This is a genomic window from Methylomonas sp. Uni0009 (assembly GCF_054188105.3).
Genome location: NZ_JBTAFN010000001.1, coordinates 947,528 through 963,483 on the forward strand (window position 1 = coordinate 947,528; position 15,956 = coordinate 963,483).

General features: G+C 51.4%; 14 protein-coding genes and 1 riboswitch. Of the genes, 7 read left to right on the forward strand and 7 right to left on the reverse strand.

Annotation, left to right across the window (positions count from 1 at the left end; genetic code table 11):
- Nucleotides 1-101: 101 nt before the first annotated feature.
- Entirely contained in the window at nt 102-1,970 is a 1,869-nt protein-coding gene (thiC, locus tag ACWAU0_RS04430; RefSeq protein WP_171696694.1) for a phosphomethylpyrimidine synthase ThiC, read from the reverse strand.
- Nucleotides 1,971-2,002: 32 nt separating this feature from the next.
- A riboswitch (TPP riboswitch) is annotated at nt 2,003-2,110 on the reverse strand.
- A gap of 195 nt (nt 2,111-2,305) precedes the next feature.
- On the opposite strand from thiC, the gene ACWAU0_RS04435 reads away from it, so the two are divergent.
- Entirely contained in the window at nt 2,306-2,710 is a 405-nt protein-coding gene (locus tag ACWAU0_RS04435; protein ID WP_205452931.1) for a hypothetical protein, read from the forward strand.
- 4 nt (nt 2,711-2,714) lie between these two features.
- Here the strand turns inward: ACWAU0_RS04435 and ispB are convergent, their stop codons facing one another.
- The gene (gene ispB, locus ACWAU0_RS04440) at nt 2,715-3,719 is read right to left on the reverse strand and encodes an octaprenyl diphosphate synthase (RefSeq protein WP_171696696.1); all 1,005 of its coding nucleotides are present in this window, start codon (nt 3,717-3,719) and stop codon (nt 2,715-2,717) included.
- 206 nt (nt 3,720-3,925) lie between these two features.
- Here ispB and rplU point away from each other — a divergent pair, with 206 nt between their 5' ends.
- From rplU to proB, 4 genes are all read left to right on the forward strand, one after another.
- Nucleotides 3,926-4,237: a 50S ribosomal protein L21 gene (rplU, locus tag ACWAU0_RS04445; protein WP_033156113.1), complete on the forward strand. Its 312-nt coding sequence runs from the start codon at nt 3,926-3,928 to the stop codon at nt 4,235-4,237.
- Between the two features lie 17 nt (nt 4,238-4,254).
- Entirely contained in the window at nt 4,255-4,512 is a 258-nt protein-coding gene (gene rpmA, locus ACWAU0_RS04450) for a 50S ribosomal protein L27 (protein ID WP_020484554.1), read from the forward strand.
- Between the two features lie 82 nt (nt 4,513-4,594).
- Nucleotides 4,595-5,653 carry an Obg family GTPase CgtA gene (cgtA, locus tag ACWAU0_RS04455; RefSeq protein WP_458138428.1) on the forward strand — a complete coding sequence of 353 codons (1,059 nt, stop codon included), beginning with the start codon at nt 4,595-4,597 and terminating at the stop codon, nt 5,651-5,653.
- On the forward strand, nt 5,640-6,761 hold the full coding sequence (gene proB, locus ACWAU0_RS04460) for a glutamate 5-kinase (protein WP_458138429.1): 1,122 nt from the start codon (nt 5,640-5,642) through the stop codon (nt 6,759-6,761). The genes cgtA and proB overlap by 14 nt, the downstream gene beginning before the upstream one ends.
- Nucleotides 6,762-6,804: 43 nt before the next feature.
- On the opposite strand, the gene apbC is transcribed toward proB, so the two are convergent.
- Nucleotides 6,805-7,896: an iron-sulfur cluster carrier protein ApbC gene (gene apbC / locus ACWAU0_RS04465; RefSeq protein ID WP_319960208.1), complete on the reverse strand. Its 1,092-nt coding sequence runs from the start codon at nt 7,894-7,896 to the stop codon at nt 6,805-6,807.
- Nucleotides 7,897-8,154: 258 nt separating this feature from the next.
- On the opposite strand from apbC, the gene ACWAU0_RS04470 reads away from it, so the two are divergent.
- On the forward strand, nt 8,155-9,492 hold the full coding sequence (locus ACWAU0_RS04470; RefSeq protein ID WP_458138430.1) for a L,D-transpeptidase family protein: 1,338 nt from the start codon (nt 8,155-8,157) through the stop codon (nt 9,490-9,492).
- 13 nt (nt 9,493-9,505) lie between these two features.
- On the opposite strand, the gene ACWAU0_RS04475 is transcribed toward ACWAU0_RS04470, so the two are convergent.
- From ACWAU0_RS04475 to ACWAU0_RS04490, 4 genes are all read right to left on the reverse strand, one after another.
- On the reverse strand, nt 9,506-11,773 hold the full coding sequence (locus tag ACWAU0_RS04475; protein ID WP_205452913.1) for an EAL domain-containing protein: 2,268 nt from the start codon (nt 11,771-11,773) through the stop codon (nt 9,506-9,508).
- Nucleotides 11,770-12,108 (reverse strand): hypothetical protein, encoded by a 339-nt coding sequence (locus ACWAU0_RS04480; protein WP_445367137.1) that lies wholly within the window; start codon nt 12,106-12,108, stop codon nt 11,770-11,772. Before ACWAU0_RS04480 ends, ACWAU0_RS04475 begins: the two co-directional genes overlap by 4 nt.
- A 572-nt stretch (nt 12,109-12,680) precedes the next feature.
- Nucleotides 12,681-12,929 (reverse strand): EexN family lipoprotein, encoded by a 249-nt coding sequence (locus tag ACWAU0_RS04485; RefSeq protein WP_033155832.1) that lies wholly within the window; start codon nt 12,927-12,929, stop codon nt 12,681-12,683.
- 287 nt (nt 12,930-13,216) lie between these two features.
- Nucleotides 13,217-13,618: a hypothetical protein gene (locus ACWAU0_RS04490; protein ID WP_033155831.1), complete on the reverse strand. Its 402-nt coding sequence runs from the start codon at nt 13,616-13,618 to the stop codon at nt 13,217-13,219.
- Nucleotides 13,619-13,877: 259 nt separating this feature from the next.
- Between ACWAU0_RS04490 and metG the strand changes: the two genes are divergently transcribed.
- The gene (gene metG / locus ACWAU0_RS04495) at nt 13,878-15,944 is read left to right on the forward strand and encodes a methionine--tRNA ligase (protein WP_458138431.1); all 2,067 of its coding nucleotides are present in this window, start codon (nt 13,878-13,880) and stop codon (nt 15,942-15,944) included.
- The last annotated feature ends 12 nt before the right edge of the window (nt 15,945-15,956 follow it).

A 15,956-nucleotide genomic window follows, 5' to 3' on the forward strand; every position in this document is an offset into this window, starting at 1 on the left:
ATGGCTATATTGGCATGCCGCCAAGCGCTGTTTTTAAGCTGGCGATCATTTGGAACGGCCGGCGGTGCCAAGAACAGCACCGCCGACGAAGGGGACAAGAATCAGATTTCGTGATAAATCGCAGCACCTTCTTCCAGGAACTGCTTGGACTTTTCTTCCATACCAATTTTCAAGGCCTCGGCTTCTTCCAGACCTTTTTGCTCGGCGTAATTGCGCACGTCCTGGGTGATTTTCATCGAGCAGAAATGCGGACCACACATCGAGCAAAAATGCGCGACTTTTGCGGAATCCTTCGGCAAAGTTTCATCATGGAAAGAGCGGGCTTTTTCGGGATCGAGCGCCAAGTTGAACTGGTCTTCCCAGCGGAATTCGAAGCGCGCCTTGGACATGGCGTTATCGCGGATCTGCGCGCCGGGGTGGCCTTTGGCCAGATCGGCGGCATGCGCGGCGATTTTGTAGGTCACAATACCTTCGCGCACATCCTGCTTATTGGGCAGACCCAAGTGTTCTTTCTGAGTCACGTAGCACAGCATCGCACAGCCGTACCAGCCGATATTGGCAGCGCCAATCGCTGAAGTAATGTGGTCGTAGCCGGGCGCGATGTCGGTGGTCAACGGTCCCAGGGTGTAGAACGGCGCTTCGTAGCAATCTTCCAATTGCTTGTCCATGTTGACCTTGATCATTTGCAACGGCACGTGACCGGGGCCTTCGATCATGGTTTGTACATCGTGTTTCCAGGCGATTTGAGTCAATTCTCCCAGGGTTTCCAGTTCGCCGAACTGCGCTTCGTCGTTGGCGTCGTAAATCGAGCCGGGACGCAAACCATCGCCCAAGGAGAACGACACATCGTAAGCCTTCATGATTTCGCAGATTTCCTCAAAGTTGGTGTAAAGGAAACTTTCGGTATGGTGAGCTAGACACCATTTGGCCATGATGGAGCCGCCACGCGAAACAATGCCGGTGAGACGCTTGGCGGTTAAAGGCACGTGATGTAGACGTACCCCGGCATGGATGGTGAAGTAATCCACGCCCTGCTCAGCTTGTTCAATCAGCGTGTCGCGGAAGATTTCCCAAGTCAGCTCCTCGGCTTTACCATCGACTTTTTCCAGGGCTTGGTAGATCGGCACCGTGCCGATCGGTACCGGCGAGTTGCGCAAGATCCATTCGCGGGTTTCGTGGATGTTTTTGCCGGTGGATAAATCCATGATGGTATCAGCGCCCCAGCGGATGCCCCACAGCATTTTCTCGACCTCTTCTTCGATAGAAGACGTCACGGCAGAGTTACCTAGGTTACCGTTAATCTTGACCAGAAAGTTGCGGCCGATAATCATTGGCTCCAATTCGGGATGGTTGATGTTGGCGGGGATGATGGCGCGACCACGGGCAACTTCGGAGCGAACAAATTCCGGTGTGATGAAGGACTGGATATTAGCGCCGTAGGAAAAACCGGGGTGCTGACCTTGGTAACGGTCGCGCATTGCTTCAAGATTTTGGTTTTCGCGGATGGCGATGTATTCCATCTCAGGAGTAATGATGCCTTTACGGGCATAGTGCATTTGCGAGACATTGTGGCCGGATTTGGCACGACGTGGATTACGGGTCAATTCGAAACGTAAGTGCGCGGTTTTCGGGTCGTGTAAGCGCTCGTGACCATACTTTGAGGTCGGACCTTTCAATAATTCTGTGTCACCGCGCTCCGCAATCCAGTTACCACGAATCGAACCCAAGCCTTTATGTAAATTCACATCCACATTAGGATCGGTGTAAACACCGGAGGTGTCGTAAACATAAATCGGCGGATTTTTTTCCGCACCGAAGTGCGCCGGCGTGTCCGACATGCTGATCTTACGCATCGGCACTTGAATATCCGCGCGACTGCCCTGAATATAAATTTTCTCGGAAGCGGGGTAGGAATCAATTCTTACGCTACTACCGGTATCGGTAGTAATCTCATTACGGACAGCGCTCATGCTTATCTCCAAAATCTCAATAAATCGCAAGCGCAGGGAAGATAGGGCTTTCCTACGCCGGTGTTAACCGGTTCAGGTTCGAAGGGTTTTTCTCAGCTTTCCGGGCTTGCATACAGCGGAAAGCACCCCTAGCCTTTCAGGTGACTTGCTAAGTTAAATGATAATCGAGCCAATTGCAAGCGCAGCGCCAAGCTCCCAAGGCGCAAAAAGCTTATAAAACAATGGGTTTTAAAGCTCATCAATCCCTCCCGGCGCTCTTGCTATCATAAGCATTCACAGCCAAACCAGAGCATATGCCGCCGCAGCAATCAACGCACTAAAAAACAGGAGAAAACATGGCATCCCAAAAAAAGCAAAGCAAACGCCTGCTGAACGACATAGAGGACTCAGTAAATCAGTTAGTATTTTTGACCAGCGATTTGAGTTTGCTTGCAGACACAAACAGACTGGCGCTAAACCTAAAAACAAACATCGAGACATTAAACCGCCAATTAGCCGGCTTAAAAAAAGCAGAATTCAACGCCACCCTGGCAGAATCGGAGATACTGGAGATATTGGACGAGCTAATCGATAGCGATCCGATCAGCACACTGGAACAACGACTGTTTGTAGCTCATGCTGATCAAGAATCGGGCGAAGTAGGCGAGTTTTTCCAACAGTTGCTCGATAAAATCGAAAAACTGTATTCGCCGCTACTATCGTCCATCCAGCAACTAACTGCGATGCCGGATAAGCTGTAAACGCTCAGTGACTGCGCTGCACCGAGAAGCGCGCCAACTCTTCAAGAGCCTGTTTGTAATCGGAATCAGGCAGGCATTGCAGTGCGGCAATCGCCTTTGCAGCGGCCCTGTCCGCACATTGCTCTGTGTATTCTATGGCATTGGTGGCCTTAACTACTTCATAGACATCGTTAAACGCCTCGCGCGAACCTTGCCGGATCGCATCGACCACAATTTTAGCCTGCTGCTCGTTCCCGTGCTGGATGGCATAGATCAACGGCAAGGTAGGCTTACCTTCAGCCAGGTCGTCACCCAAGTTTTTACCCAGTTCTTCGCTATTGGCTTTGTAATCCAATGCATCATCTATCAACTGAAACGCCACGCCCAATTGCTGACCATAAACCGCCAACGCTTCTTCCGTAGCCGGGTCTGTTGCAGAAACGACTGCCGCCAAACGGGTGGCCGTACTAAACAAAATGGCGGTTTTACGGGCAATGACTTCTAAATATCTGGCTTCACTGGTCTCCGGGTTATTGCAATTCAACAATTGCAGCACCTCACCCTCAGCAATCGCGGTGGTAGTTTTGGACATAATGGCCATCACCCGCATGTTATCGGTGCGGACCATCATTTCGAAGGCACTGGAGTACAAGTAATCACCTACGAGCACGCTAGCCGCGTTGCCCCACACCGCATTCGCCGACTCCTTGCCGCGCCGCAGAGCCGATTCGTCGACCACATCGTCGTGCAACAACGTCGCGGTATGGATGAATTCGATCACTGCTGCCAAAATCAGATGATGGTCATCAACCTTGCCCAAGGCTTTTGCCGCCAACAGCAACAGCATCGGTCGTAATCTTTTTCCGCCATTACCGATTATGTAATGCCCAATTTGATTAATCAGCACAACATCGGAACTCAGTTCCTCTAAAATCAACCGGTCGACGGCTTGAGTTTCCGCACTGGTTAAATTTTTGATGGAATCGAAGTCTATAGTGACTGACGCTGGCGTTGAAACTTTAGCTATCATGTGATGTTGTGAACTTGTCGCTCGTTAGCGTATAACGTGAATAACCGGTCATGCTATGAAGAATACTGATTAGTGTCAATAGTACTCCCTGCATAGGCCTGTTAGACAGCAGGCTTCCCCTGGAATTTTAGTTTGACTGTGACTTAAATAAAAAATATAATCCTCTGTTCACTATTAACAGATTATGCTTGATGGAGCTTACGCTGATGTATGCGGTAATTCAAACAGGTGGTAAACAGTATCGGGTCGCAGAGGGTACTACCTTAAAAATAGAAAAACTTGAGTTGGGCGCAGGCGACAGCGTAGAGTTCGACAAAGTACTGATGGTCCAATCCGGCGACTCCGTAAAAGTAGGTCAGCCATTTGTCGAAGGCGGCAAAGTGACTGCAACCGTGGTTTCCCAGGGCAGACACAAAAAAGTCAGAATCATTAAATTCAGAAGACGTAAGCACCACATGAAACAAATGGGGCATCGTCAATACTACACAGAAATCCAGATTACTGGCATTTCTGCTTAATATAACGAGGATAAGAAATGGCTCATAAGAAGGCAGGCGGTAGTACTCGTAACGGCCGCGACTCTCAGGCTCAGCGCCTCGGCGTAAAACGTTTCGGCGGTCAAGTTGTTAAAGCCGGCAACATTCTGGTTCGTCAACGCGGCACCCAGTTCCACCCTGGCACCAACGTAGGCATCGGCAAAGACCACACCTTGTTTGCAACAGTCGATGGCAAAGTGGTTTTTGAAGAAAAAGGTCCTAAAAACCGCAAATACGTCAGCATTGCAGCAGCGTAAATTTCTTTGGCTGTGCTGATTGGCACAACTAAAAATAAAAGCCTCGTTTTCAGCGGGGCTTTTTTGTTTATACCGGTAGATTATGAGATTTGTTGACGAAGCGGAAATCCGCGTAGAAGCAGGCGACGGCGGCAATGGCAAAGCCTCATTTCGCCGTGAAAAGTATATTCCCCTGGGCGGCCCGGACGGCGGCGACGGCGGCGACGGCGGCAGTGTTTATCTGGTAGCCACCGAAAACGTCAACACGCTGGTGGATTTTCGCTATCACTCGGTACACCGAGCCCAACGCGGACAAAACGGCGGCAGCCGCGATTGCACCGGCAAGAAAGGCGACGACTGCTTCGTCCCGGTCCCACCCGGCACCATCGTTTACGAAGCCGACACCGGCGAAAAAATCGGCGATCTAACCAAACCCGGTCAGCAGCTATTAGTCGCCAAAGGCGGATTCCACGGCCTCGGCAACACGCGCTTCAAAAGCAGCGTCAATCGCGCCCCGCAACAAACCAGCAAAGGCTCGGCCGGCGAGCACCGGATGTTGCGCCTGGAATTAATGGTCATCGCCGATGTTGGCTTGCTAGGCATGCCCAATGCCGGCAAATCCAGCCTGATTCGCACCGTCTCTTCCGCACGCCCCAAAGTCGCGGACTACCCATTCACAACCTTACACCCCAACCTGGGTGTCGTGCGTGTCGATGATTTACGCAGCTTTGTCATCGCAGATATCCCCGGCGTCATCGAAGGCGCTGCAGAAGGTGCAGGCCTTGGCTTGCAGTTTTTAAAACATCTATCCAGAACCGGCTTGTTGCTGCACATCGTAGACATTGCCCCCTACGAAAGCGACGAAACGCCAGTGAGCGCTGCGCGCAAAATCATCCATGAAGTGGAAAAATGGAGCGATGACCTGTCCAGCAAGCCACGCTGGCTGGTATTGAATAAGATCGACAATGTGCCTGACGACGAAGTCGAGCAACATTGCCAAGCCATCGTCGAAGAACTTGATTGGACCGGTCCGGTATTCCTGATTTCCGCCTTAAAAAATCAAGGCACGCAGGCGCTGATGTACGCCATCATGGACTTTCTCGACCAACAAAAGGCCGAGCAGGATCAGCAAGCACAGGAGCCGCGCCATGAGCCGTTCTGAGTTTTCGCAAGCCCAGCGCATTGTCGTCAAAATCGGCAGCTCACTGCTAACCGACGGCGGGCGCGGCCTCAATAAACAGGCCATCGCCGGCTGGGTCGCGCAAATGGCCGCCCTCAAACGCCAAGGCGTCGACGTGGTATTGGTATCGTCCGGCTCCGTTGCGGAAGGCATGTCCCGCTTAAAGCTAAAAGCCCGCCCGAAAACCTTACATGAATTACAAGCGGCCGCCTCAGTAGGGCAAATGGGCTTGGTCAGACGCTTTGAAGATGAATTTCAAATACACGACTTGCTGGCAGCGCAAGTATTGCTGACCCATGACGACCTTTCAGACCGCCAGCGTTACCTGAATGCCCGCAGTACTTTACTCACACTGCTGGATTTCGGTGTCGTGCCGGTCATCAATGAGAACGATGCCGTCGCTACCGAAGAAATCCGCTTCGGCGACAACGATACCTTGGGCGCGCTGGTTGCCAATTTGGTAGAAGCCGATTTGCTGATCATTCTTACCGACCAAACCGGCTTATTCGACGCCAACCCTAGCTTGAATCCAAACGCTAGGCTGATTTCCAGTATTAGCGTTAACGAAAGCCTACTTGACGAGGTTGCCGGCGGCAGCATCAGCGGCCTGGGACGCGGCGGCATGTACACCAAAGTTCGCGCCGCCAGGCTGGCTGCGCGCTCTGGTGCAGCAACAGTGATCGTATCCGGCAAAATTGACAACGTCATCCACGCAGTATTCGACGGCAATGACTTAGGTACTTATTTAATACCCAACATTGCACCGCTGGCGGCTCGCAAACAATGGCTGGCCGGGCAATTGCAACTGAAAGGCAGTGTGGTATTGGACGATGGCGCGGTAAAAATCCTGAAAGATGCCGGCAAAAGCCTACTCGCGGTCGGCGTTAAAAGCGTACAAGGTTCGTTTAAACGTGGCGACCTGGTCTCTTGCCTGGATTTGCAAGGCAATGAAATCGCCCGCGGCTTAATCAATTACGGCGCGGACGATGCCAATAAAATCGCTGGCAAACCCAGCAGCGAATTCGAAACATTGCTGGGCTACGCCGACGAAGACGAACTTATCCATCGCGATAATTTAGTGTTGGTCTGAAACCAGACGACTTCGCGACTAGCCAAGTCGTCTGCCATTAATCTCAGGTATTCTGGATAACAATATTTGGAAACCGGCCGCTATAATCCCGCGCACGCATTGCCAGCTTGGCGGCCATTTTCCGGGCAATCGCTTTGTAGATTTGCGCCGGCCGGCCATCCGGGTCAGCCACCACTGTAGGCCTGCCGCTATCGGCATACTCTCGAATCTGAATATCCAGCGGCAAAGACCCCAGTAAATCAAGCTTATTCTTGACCGCCATCGCCACGCCGCCGCCTTGCCCGAAAATCGCCTCTTCGTGTCCGCAATTGCTGCAAATATGCACGCTCATATTTTCCACTAGCCCCAATATAGGCACGTTGACCTTTTCAAACATCCCCAAGCCGCGCTGAGCGTCGATCAGGGCAATATCCTGCGGTGTAGTCACGATCACCGCGCCACTCACCGGTATTTGTTGAGCCAATGTCAGCTGAATGTCACCAGTGCCGGGCGGCAAATCGATGATCAGATAATCCACATCCTGCCACTGGGTTTGATTCAGTAATTGTTGCAAAGCACCGGTAACCATGGGTCCACGCCAGATCATCGGCTGATCCGGATCGATCAGATAACCGATGGAAATTGTCTGCACTCCGAACGAGATTTTCGGCAACATACTTTTGCCGTCAGGGCTATCGGGCTTACCGGACAAGCCCAACATGGTCGGAATGCTGGGGCCGTAAATATCCGCATCCAGAATACCGACATTGGCGCCTTCCGCCGCCAAGGCCAGAGCTAGGTTCACGGAAGTGGTGGACTTGCCCACCCCACCCTTGCCGGAGGCCACTGCGATGATGTTTTTCACATTCGGCAAGGGTTTCAGCGCCTTTTGCACCGAGTGCGAAACGATATTGAAACTGACCGACACATCCAGTTTGCCGACGTCCGGCAAAGTTTGCAGACGCTGTGTTACCGCCGCCTTCAGTTCTTCAAGATAACTTTTAGCCGGATAACCCAACTCAATAACGACGCTGACATCATTGCCATCCACACTGATTTTCTTAACGGATTTTGCCGACACCAAATCGGTTTCCACATTTGGATCGATAAAGTGTTTAAGTAAATTTTCGACAGCCGTTTTGTCAATGCTCGCCATGCGGAACTCCGAAGTAAGGGGAAATAATAACCAAGTAAAATAGTGCGAATATGATAACACCTTAACAGGATGCCATTAAATCCGCGCCATTGTTAAAAAATAGTTTTCTCTTGCAGAATAATGCTTTATCGTAACGACTTAACAATTAGCCTTAATAGTTAATTCTTAATTAAGACTTAATGCCGCCTTAATCTGATTTTAATTTGGATCGCTTACCTTCAACCATCCGCTCCGTCACTATCTGCGCCTATCATAAACATGTCAGCAGTCATTCAAAACCGTACTGATTCACCGATACCGCTAGTCTTCGTTGTAGCAGTAGTCAGCGCCCTGCTTAGCGGCTGTCAAAGCATACCGTTATTTTCCGACAACCAGCCGGAACACATCGTCTGGAACTCCAAACCGGACAATATAGCCAGTCATGAATTTAACCTGAGCAGTGACCAAGGCATGGTCGGTACGCTTGCCAGTATCAGCAGCCGCGAAAACGATACGCTGTCCGACATCGGCCGCCATTACGGTTTGGGTTACAACGACATTACCATCGCCAATGCCCATCTCGATCCATGGACCTTGCCCGCCGAGCAAACCGTGTTGCTGCCTTTGCGTTTCGTGCTCCCCGACGCCCCACGCAAAGGTATCGTGTTGAATCTGGCCAATATGCGCATGTTCTATTACCCCAAAAATCAAGCCAATACCGTGCTGACGTATCCGGTGGGCATCGGCCGCCAAGGCTGGAACACGCCGTTAGGACAAACCCAAATTGTCGCAAAAAAGGCCAATCCGGACTGGACGGTACCGGAATCGATCCACCGCGAACATCAGGCATTGGGCGACCCACTACCCAAAGTGATACGTTCCGGCCCGGACAACCCCCTGGGCAACTACGCCATGCCCTTGGGTTTCAGCGGCTATTTAATCCACGGCACCAACAAGCCTTACGGGATTGGTTTACAAGTCAGTCATGGCTGCGTGCAGCTATATCCTGAAGATATAGAAGTCCTATTCAACAAAGTCGAAGTCGGCACCCCGGTTCGTATCGTCCATCAGCCATACATGGCAACCTGGCAAGACGACATGCTTTATCTGGAAGCTCATCGCCCCTTAGACAAATGGGAAAAACAGCAAAAACAGCTACAAAAAGATATTCGGAAAAAATTGCAACAGCTAGCCTCCGAAAAACAGGCAACGGTTGACTGGAGCAAAGTCGAGCGGATTTTACAACGCGCCGACGGCGTCCCCACCCCGGTCTTGCCGAACAGTGCCGACCTACCCGAACTCACAGCCGATGCGGTGCAACTTGCCCATCCTGAACAATTTTTCGGTCAACCGGTCATCGACGAATTGAGCGACAGTGACTGGTCCATTCTGGCCGCCAGCTTCGAAAATGAGACCGACGCCCAAAAGCTGGCAGCCATGCTCAATCACCAAGGGCCGCCGATTCCCGCCCGTAAAATTGCCAAGGATGGTAGCTTTCAAGTGGTTGCCGGACCGTTTAAGAATAAGAAAGAAGCCAAAACCGTTGCACAACGCATCAAGCTGAATTTCGACATGGACGTTAAAGCCATCGATCCGAAGCAGGCTTCAAGAAACTGAGCGCAGCCAAGCCTTATTGCTGTTGCAACATGGACTGCCGCAACAGGGCAGATGCCTGTTCGGCCGGCACGGGTTTACTGAAAAAATACCCTTGTCCGTAATTGCACTGTTGTCCGCCCAAAAAATCCAACTGACTCTGATCTTCGACGCCTTCGGCCACCAGCTCCAGCTTCAACTGGCCCGCCATGGCCGAAATAGCCGACACAATCGCTCTATCGTTGGCGTCGGTGCAAATATCCTTCACGAACGATTTATCGATTTTTAAGGTATCAAGCGGAAAACGCTTCAAATAACTGAGCGAAGAATAACCGGTACCGAAATCATCCACCGAAATCCGCACTCCCAGCTGCTTGATCTGACTCAGCGTGTCCAGCGTCGTATCCAGCTTATGCATCAAGATGCTTTCGGTAATCTCCAACTCCAGCAACTCCGGCGAAAGCTCGGTTTCTTTAAGCACATCCAACACCACATCCAGCAACTGGCGCTGATCTTGGAAGCGGTGAAACTGCCGCCCGGACAAATTGACCGCAATTCGAGTCGGCATACCGGCCAACTGCCAGGCCCGTGCCTGTTTGCATGCAGTTCGCAATACCCAAGCCCCAATTGGCACGATCAGCCCGGTTTCTTCAGCCAAGCCGATAAATTGATCCGGCATGACGATACCCATGGCGTGATTGTGCCAACGTATTAACGCCTCCATACCGATGATGCAACCGCTATCGATTTTCACCTGCGGCTGATAGTGCAATACCAGTTCATCCAAATCCAAAGCCTGGCGCAAATGATGCTCCAGCTTCAGATAATGCTGAGCGGCGCTGTTCATTTCCGGGGTAAAAAACTGGTAATTATTTTTGCCCAGCTTTTTGGCGTGATACAAAGCAGAGTCGGCCTGCGCCAGCAATTCGTCGAACGAAAGCGAATTATCCGGATAAATACTGATACCAATACTGGCCCGTGAATAGATTTGATGCTGTTGAACCTGTAAAGGCTCGTTCAAGGCATGTAATATTTTGATGGCCACTTTGGCGGCATCCAGACTATCTGCAATATTGGGCAGCATAATAATAAACTCATCCCCGCCCATCCTGGAGGGCGTATCGCCTTCCCTCAAACAACCGGAAATTCGCTTGGCAACAGCTCTGAGTAATTCATCACCCACGGCATGCCCAAAGGTATCGTTGATCGCCTTGAAATTATCCAGATCGAGAAATAGAAACGCGATAATGCCTTGCCTGCGCTGCGCTTGCGTAATGAACTGCAAGGCTCTATCGGTTAACAAAGTCCGGTTCGGCAACTCGGTAAGCGCATCGAAATGGGCAATATAATCCAGGCGTTGCCGTGCGCGTTTCACTTCCTCAATTTCACGGGCATTATCGATTACCAGCGACAACGAATGCGCAAAACTCAACGCCAACTCTTCATCGTTCTTGGTAAACAGCTCACCACTGTATTTATCGCTGAGATAGATACGCCCATACACCCGGCCTTGATGAGATATAGGCACCGCCAATAAGGATGTCATCTGCGGATGATGTGGTGGAAAGCCGGCGCTGCGCGGGTCCTTGCCCATATCCGCAAGCCTCAAGGAGACGTTTTCCTCAATGACTACCCCCAACAAGCCCCTCCCCTCAGGTAAATGACCTATTTGCTGAGCTTGCTCGTCGCTGATACCGGCATAAATAAACTCCGTCAACGCGCCGCCGTTGTCAACTATCCCAATAGCACCATAACGAGCATCCAACAAATTACAAAGCGCATCAATGCCGGCCTGCAATAACTCGGTTTCGATTGATGTATGGGCCAGCACCCCCAGCAAGCTGCGCGCAGCGTCGTTCAATGCGGCCAGACGCCCAACCCAAACCACCGTTTGCTCGTGGTTGGTTTCCGCCGCAATTTTAAGGCGCATAGTCTCTTTCAGCAGCAGTCGCTCACGGTTCAGCAGAACTTCCAAAATACTTTGCCGGGTAACCACGCCGACGAATTGACCTTTGTTGAGCACAGCCAAGGCTCCCAGCTGATTTTCATCCATCAGACATAGCGCTTTGCGGACGCCAAGCTTAGGAGCGACACTAAGCATAGGCCGATGCTCGACCAAATCTGCAAAAATCCAATTGGGATGTTTTGATATATCGTGATCGGTGGCCAAACCGCAAAACTCTTCCACCGGTGCTTCCCGAAAAACGGCAAAAACGATATTGCGCTCAACGCTGCAAGGCCGCTCCTCCTCCATAACCCGACGAACGTGCGGCCATAAACAATCGCCAACCGCCAGTTGTTTCATAACTTGGTATTTAGCTGAACGGAAATATCCATCTCCGCATGCAATATTTCATCGTCACTCATCAAGGGCTTTATCTGAGTCAACACGAAATCGATTAACGCAGCCTTGCTGATACGTTTTAGCAAGCTCTGTCTTACCAAAAGATCACTGATCACATCGTCATCAAACTCAATATGCTCAAACGGCGCTTTTACCAATAGTTCGATTGCCCGGCGCATGGCGATGCAGCCAATCGGAGACTCCTTGCCTAACACCAACATATCTTTTAACGGCGGAATAGCGTATTCGCCCAAGTTGGCAGAAATATGAATTTGATTTTGGCTGGCTTTGTACATGGTCTAATGGCCGAATTATCTGACAAATTGAAAGGTTAATTTAGCAGATTTTCAGTTTTGAGAATTATTTCAGTAGCAGCCGACGCTAGGTCAGAGACTTCACTTGCCGCTCGACCACGTGCTATGGAAATGAAGAAAGGAAGGACTTAAAAGTTACCGCTAAAATCATGCGGATTGGCGATTACCCATCCACAACAACTAACTTGAAAAAAAGGAATTTGCATTGCGTTTGCCGGCTTGCCTAATTAGACGACAGCTGTCAACTAAGCAAACCGGTAAACGCTATCCGGACAATCGAGGGGAGATTATCCGGTCACAAAACAGGCGGCAGTGACCGCCAAAAACAATTATCTCGGTTCAAACCAAACCGCTCAAAACCTCTATCAAACCGACTCTTAAACGCCCTGGATTCGTCATTCCTGAGAAGGTCGCAACCGTTAAAGAATTCTCAGCGAATCCGGCATAGCCGCTGGGCTCCCGGTTTCGCGGGAGCGACGATATTCAAGAATTGGATCAATCATTTCGTAAAGTCTTGGCCGGCAAGTTGTCGAACCGAATAGGTTCAACGGGTATCAGTTGCCACCTTTGAAGGTAATTTCCAGCGCGTGCAAGGCATTAGCGCAATTAGCGCTGCCTTGAATAGCCGGATCATCGTGACAAGCTTGGTTTTGGGTACGCGCCTCTTTAATGTTGGCCACATACCAAGCGACGGTTTTGACATCCTCGCCAGCCGCTTCATTGGCATTAGTAACATTCAACGCCGTAGTCAAACCCAGCGCGGCAACGGCAGCGGCTATTATCATCATGTGTGCTTTTTTCATAAAAACTCCTTGGCTTCTCGATTATCGGGGGGAACGATTAACGCCCATGCAAACCCGCATGAGCTGGCGATAATCTAGCAAAGAATCCTAACGTTTAAAATGTGGCCGATTGCCGCGCGACAATATGTCTCTACAGTGCGGCATATCACACAATTTTGCACAAAAACCCCTAAATGCGGCTGACAAAAAGCGTTAATAACAAATGGCCGCAAAACACAGCGGGACAGCCCAGGCAGGTTTGTTGGAGAAAAGACGGCGCAATAAGCCAAAGCCATTGCGCCAGGGATTTATTTGATTTTGACCAGTTCCTTACCGTTGCTGGAAAAACTGCAGATACCGGCTGCGAAATAAGTACATTCGTCCGATTGCTCCAGCTTGGCACCGTTAGGCGTCAGATGAATTTTCACTGAGCAAGAGCGCGCTTCGCCCTCAATGTGCTTTTTCAAGACCAATTCGTTTTCACCAACACTTTTAGCCTCATCGGATACCGTTGCGGAACAAGCGTGCTTGCCGGCTTCATCGGGATTGGGTTCGAAATCCACATCCACCGTGGCGTTAATGTCTTTTCCCAAGGTCGTAATCTTCAAATGCTGTACATGATTGCCGTCGCGCAACAGATAATGGTCAGTAGCCGCCGCCGCAGTACCGGAAGCCAGCATCGCGATGGCCAGAAACAACGTTTTTCTCATGATGTTACCTCTTCTTATAAGTTTAAGTGGTTCAAAAAGGGCTAAGGCCGATCCGACTTTAAGTATGCCATGCCGGACGGTATAGCGCTTAAGCTGGAGGCTTGGTTGGGATTGTACCTTACTGATCCCTATTACCAAACATCCCTAGCCCCCGCATCAGGGTAACGCGCCGGCAATCGGCAAACCGCTGCCCAAACCATGAAAGCCCTGGCGATTTATGCCATAATCCGCCCTCATTTTCCCAGGCTGTTTTAACCCCATGTCTAACCGAAAAATCCTTGTTACCAGCGCCCTGCCGTATGCCAATGGCCCGATTCATTTAGGCCACCTCGTCGAATACATTCAAACCGACATCTGGGTGCGGTTCCAGAAACAACGCGGGCACAATTGCTACTACGTCTGCGCCGACGACACCCACGGCACGCCGATCATGCTTAGAGCCGACAAGGAAGGCATTACCCCGGAACAACTGATCGCCGATGTGGAAAAACAACATCGCGCCGATTTCCAGGAATTTGGCGTCGCGTTCGATCAGTACCACAGCACCCATTCGCCGGAAAATAAAGAATACTCGGCGCTGATCTACAAACGTCTGCGCGCCGGCGGCCATATCAGCCAACGCAGCATCACCCAGGCTTACGATCCGGTGAAAAATATGTTCCTACCGGACCGTTTCATCAAGGGCGAATGCCCGAAATGCGGCGCGGCCGACCAATACGGCGACAGCTGCGAAGCCTGCGGCGCCACCTATTCGCCCACCGAACTGAAAAACGCCGTCTCCGCCATTTCCGGTGAGCGCCCCATCGAAAAAGATTCCGAGCATTACTTTTTCGAACTCGGCCATTTCGCCGAGATGCTGCGCGATTGGACCACCGCAGGCCACTTGCAACCGGAAGTCAGCAACAAGATGGCGGAATGGCTGGAGAACGGCCTGCAGCAATGGGACATTTCCCGCGATGCGCCGTATTTCGGCTTCGAAATTCCGGACGCGCCAGGCAAGTATTTCTACGTTTGGCTGGATGCCCCGATCGGTTACATGGCCAGCTTCAAGCACTTCTGCGACCGCCAAGGCCTGGACTTCGACCAGTTTTGGCAAAAAGACAGCACCACCGAGCTGTACCATTTCATCGGCAAGGACATCATTTATTTCCATGCCCTGTTCTGGCCGGCCATGCTGCACGGCGCAGACTTTAGAACACCCAGCGCGATCTTCGCCCACGGCTTTTTAACCGTCAACGGCGAGAAAATGTCCAAATCGCGCGGCACCTTCATCAAGGCCCGCACCTACCTGGACCATCTCAATCCGGAATATCTGCGCTATTACTTCGCCGCAAAACTCAGCGCCGGCGTGGATGACATTGATTTAAACTTCGACGATTTCAGCCAGCGTGTCAATTCCGACTTGGTCGGCAAAGTGGTTAATATCGCCAGCCGTTGCAGCGGCTTCATCGCCAAGCGTTTCGACGGCCTGCTTTCGACGGAATGCGCCGAACCGGCACTATTCCAACAGTTTGTCGACGCCAACAGCACGATTGCCGATTTATACGAAAGTCGCGAGTTCGGCAAAGCGATGCGGGAAATCATGGCGCTGGCCGATAAAGCCAACCAATATATCGACGAGAAAAAACCCTGGCTAATCGCCAAGGAAGAAGGCAAAGACGCCGAATTGCATTCCGTGTGCAGCATGGGCGTGAATCTGTTTCGGATGCTGGTAGCTTATCTGCGCCCGGTGATTCCGACGCTGGCAAACAACGCCGAAAGCTTTTTGAACATTCCCACACAAAGCTGGCCGAGCGATGCCCAGCCGCTGGTCGGCCACAAAATCAACAGCTTCGTACCGTTGATGACCCGCGTAGAGCCGGACAAAATCGCCGCGATTGTAGAAGCCTCCAAAGAAAATCTGGAAAAAACGCCACCGGTGACAGCCAAGCCGGTCAAACCAGCCGCCGTGGAAAACAATCCCGAGCAAGTAGCAAAAGCGATAGCCGAGCCGATTGCTGAAGCGATCGAGATCGAAGACTTTGCCAAAATTGATTTGCGCATCGGTCGCATCGTCAAAGCCGAATCGGTGGAAGGCGCCGAAAAGCTACTGCAACTGACGGTGGATTTGGGGACCGAAACCCGCAATATCTTCGCCGGCATTAAATCGGCCTACGCCCCGGAAGAACTGGAAGGCAAATTGACCGTGGTAGTGGCCAATCTAAAGCCGCGCAAAATGCGCTTCGGCACCTCCGAAGGCATGGTGTTGGCGGCTGGACCCGGCGGCAAAAACATCTGGGTGCTGTCGCCGGACCAAGGCGCGCAACCGGGCATGCGGGTTAAATAAAGCAAGAGGCCG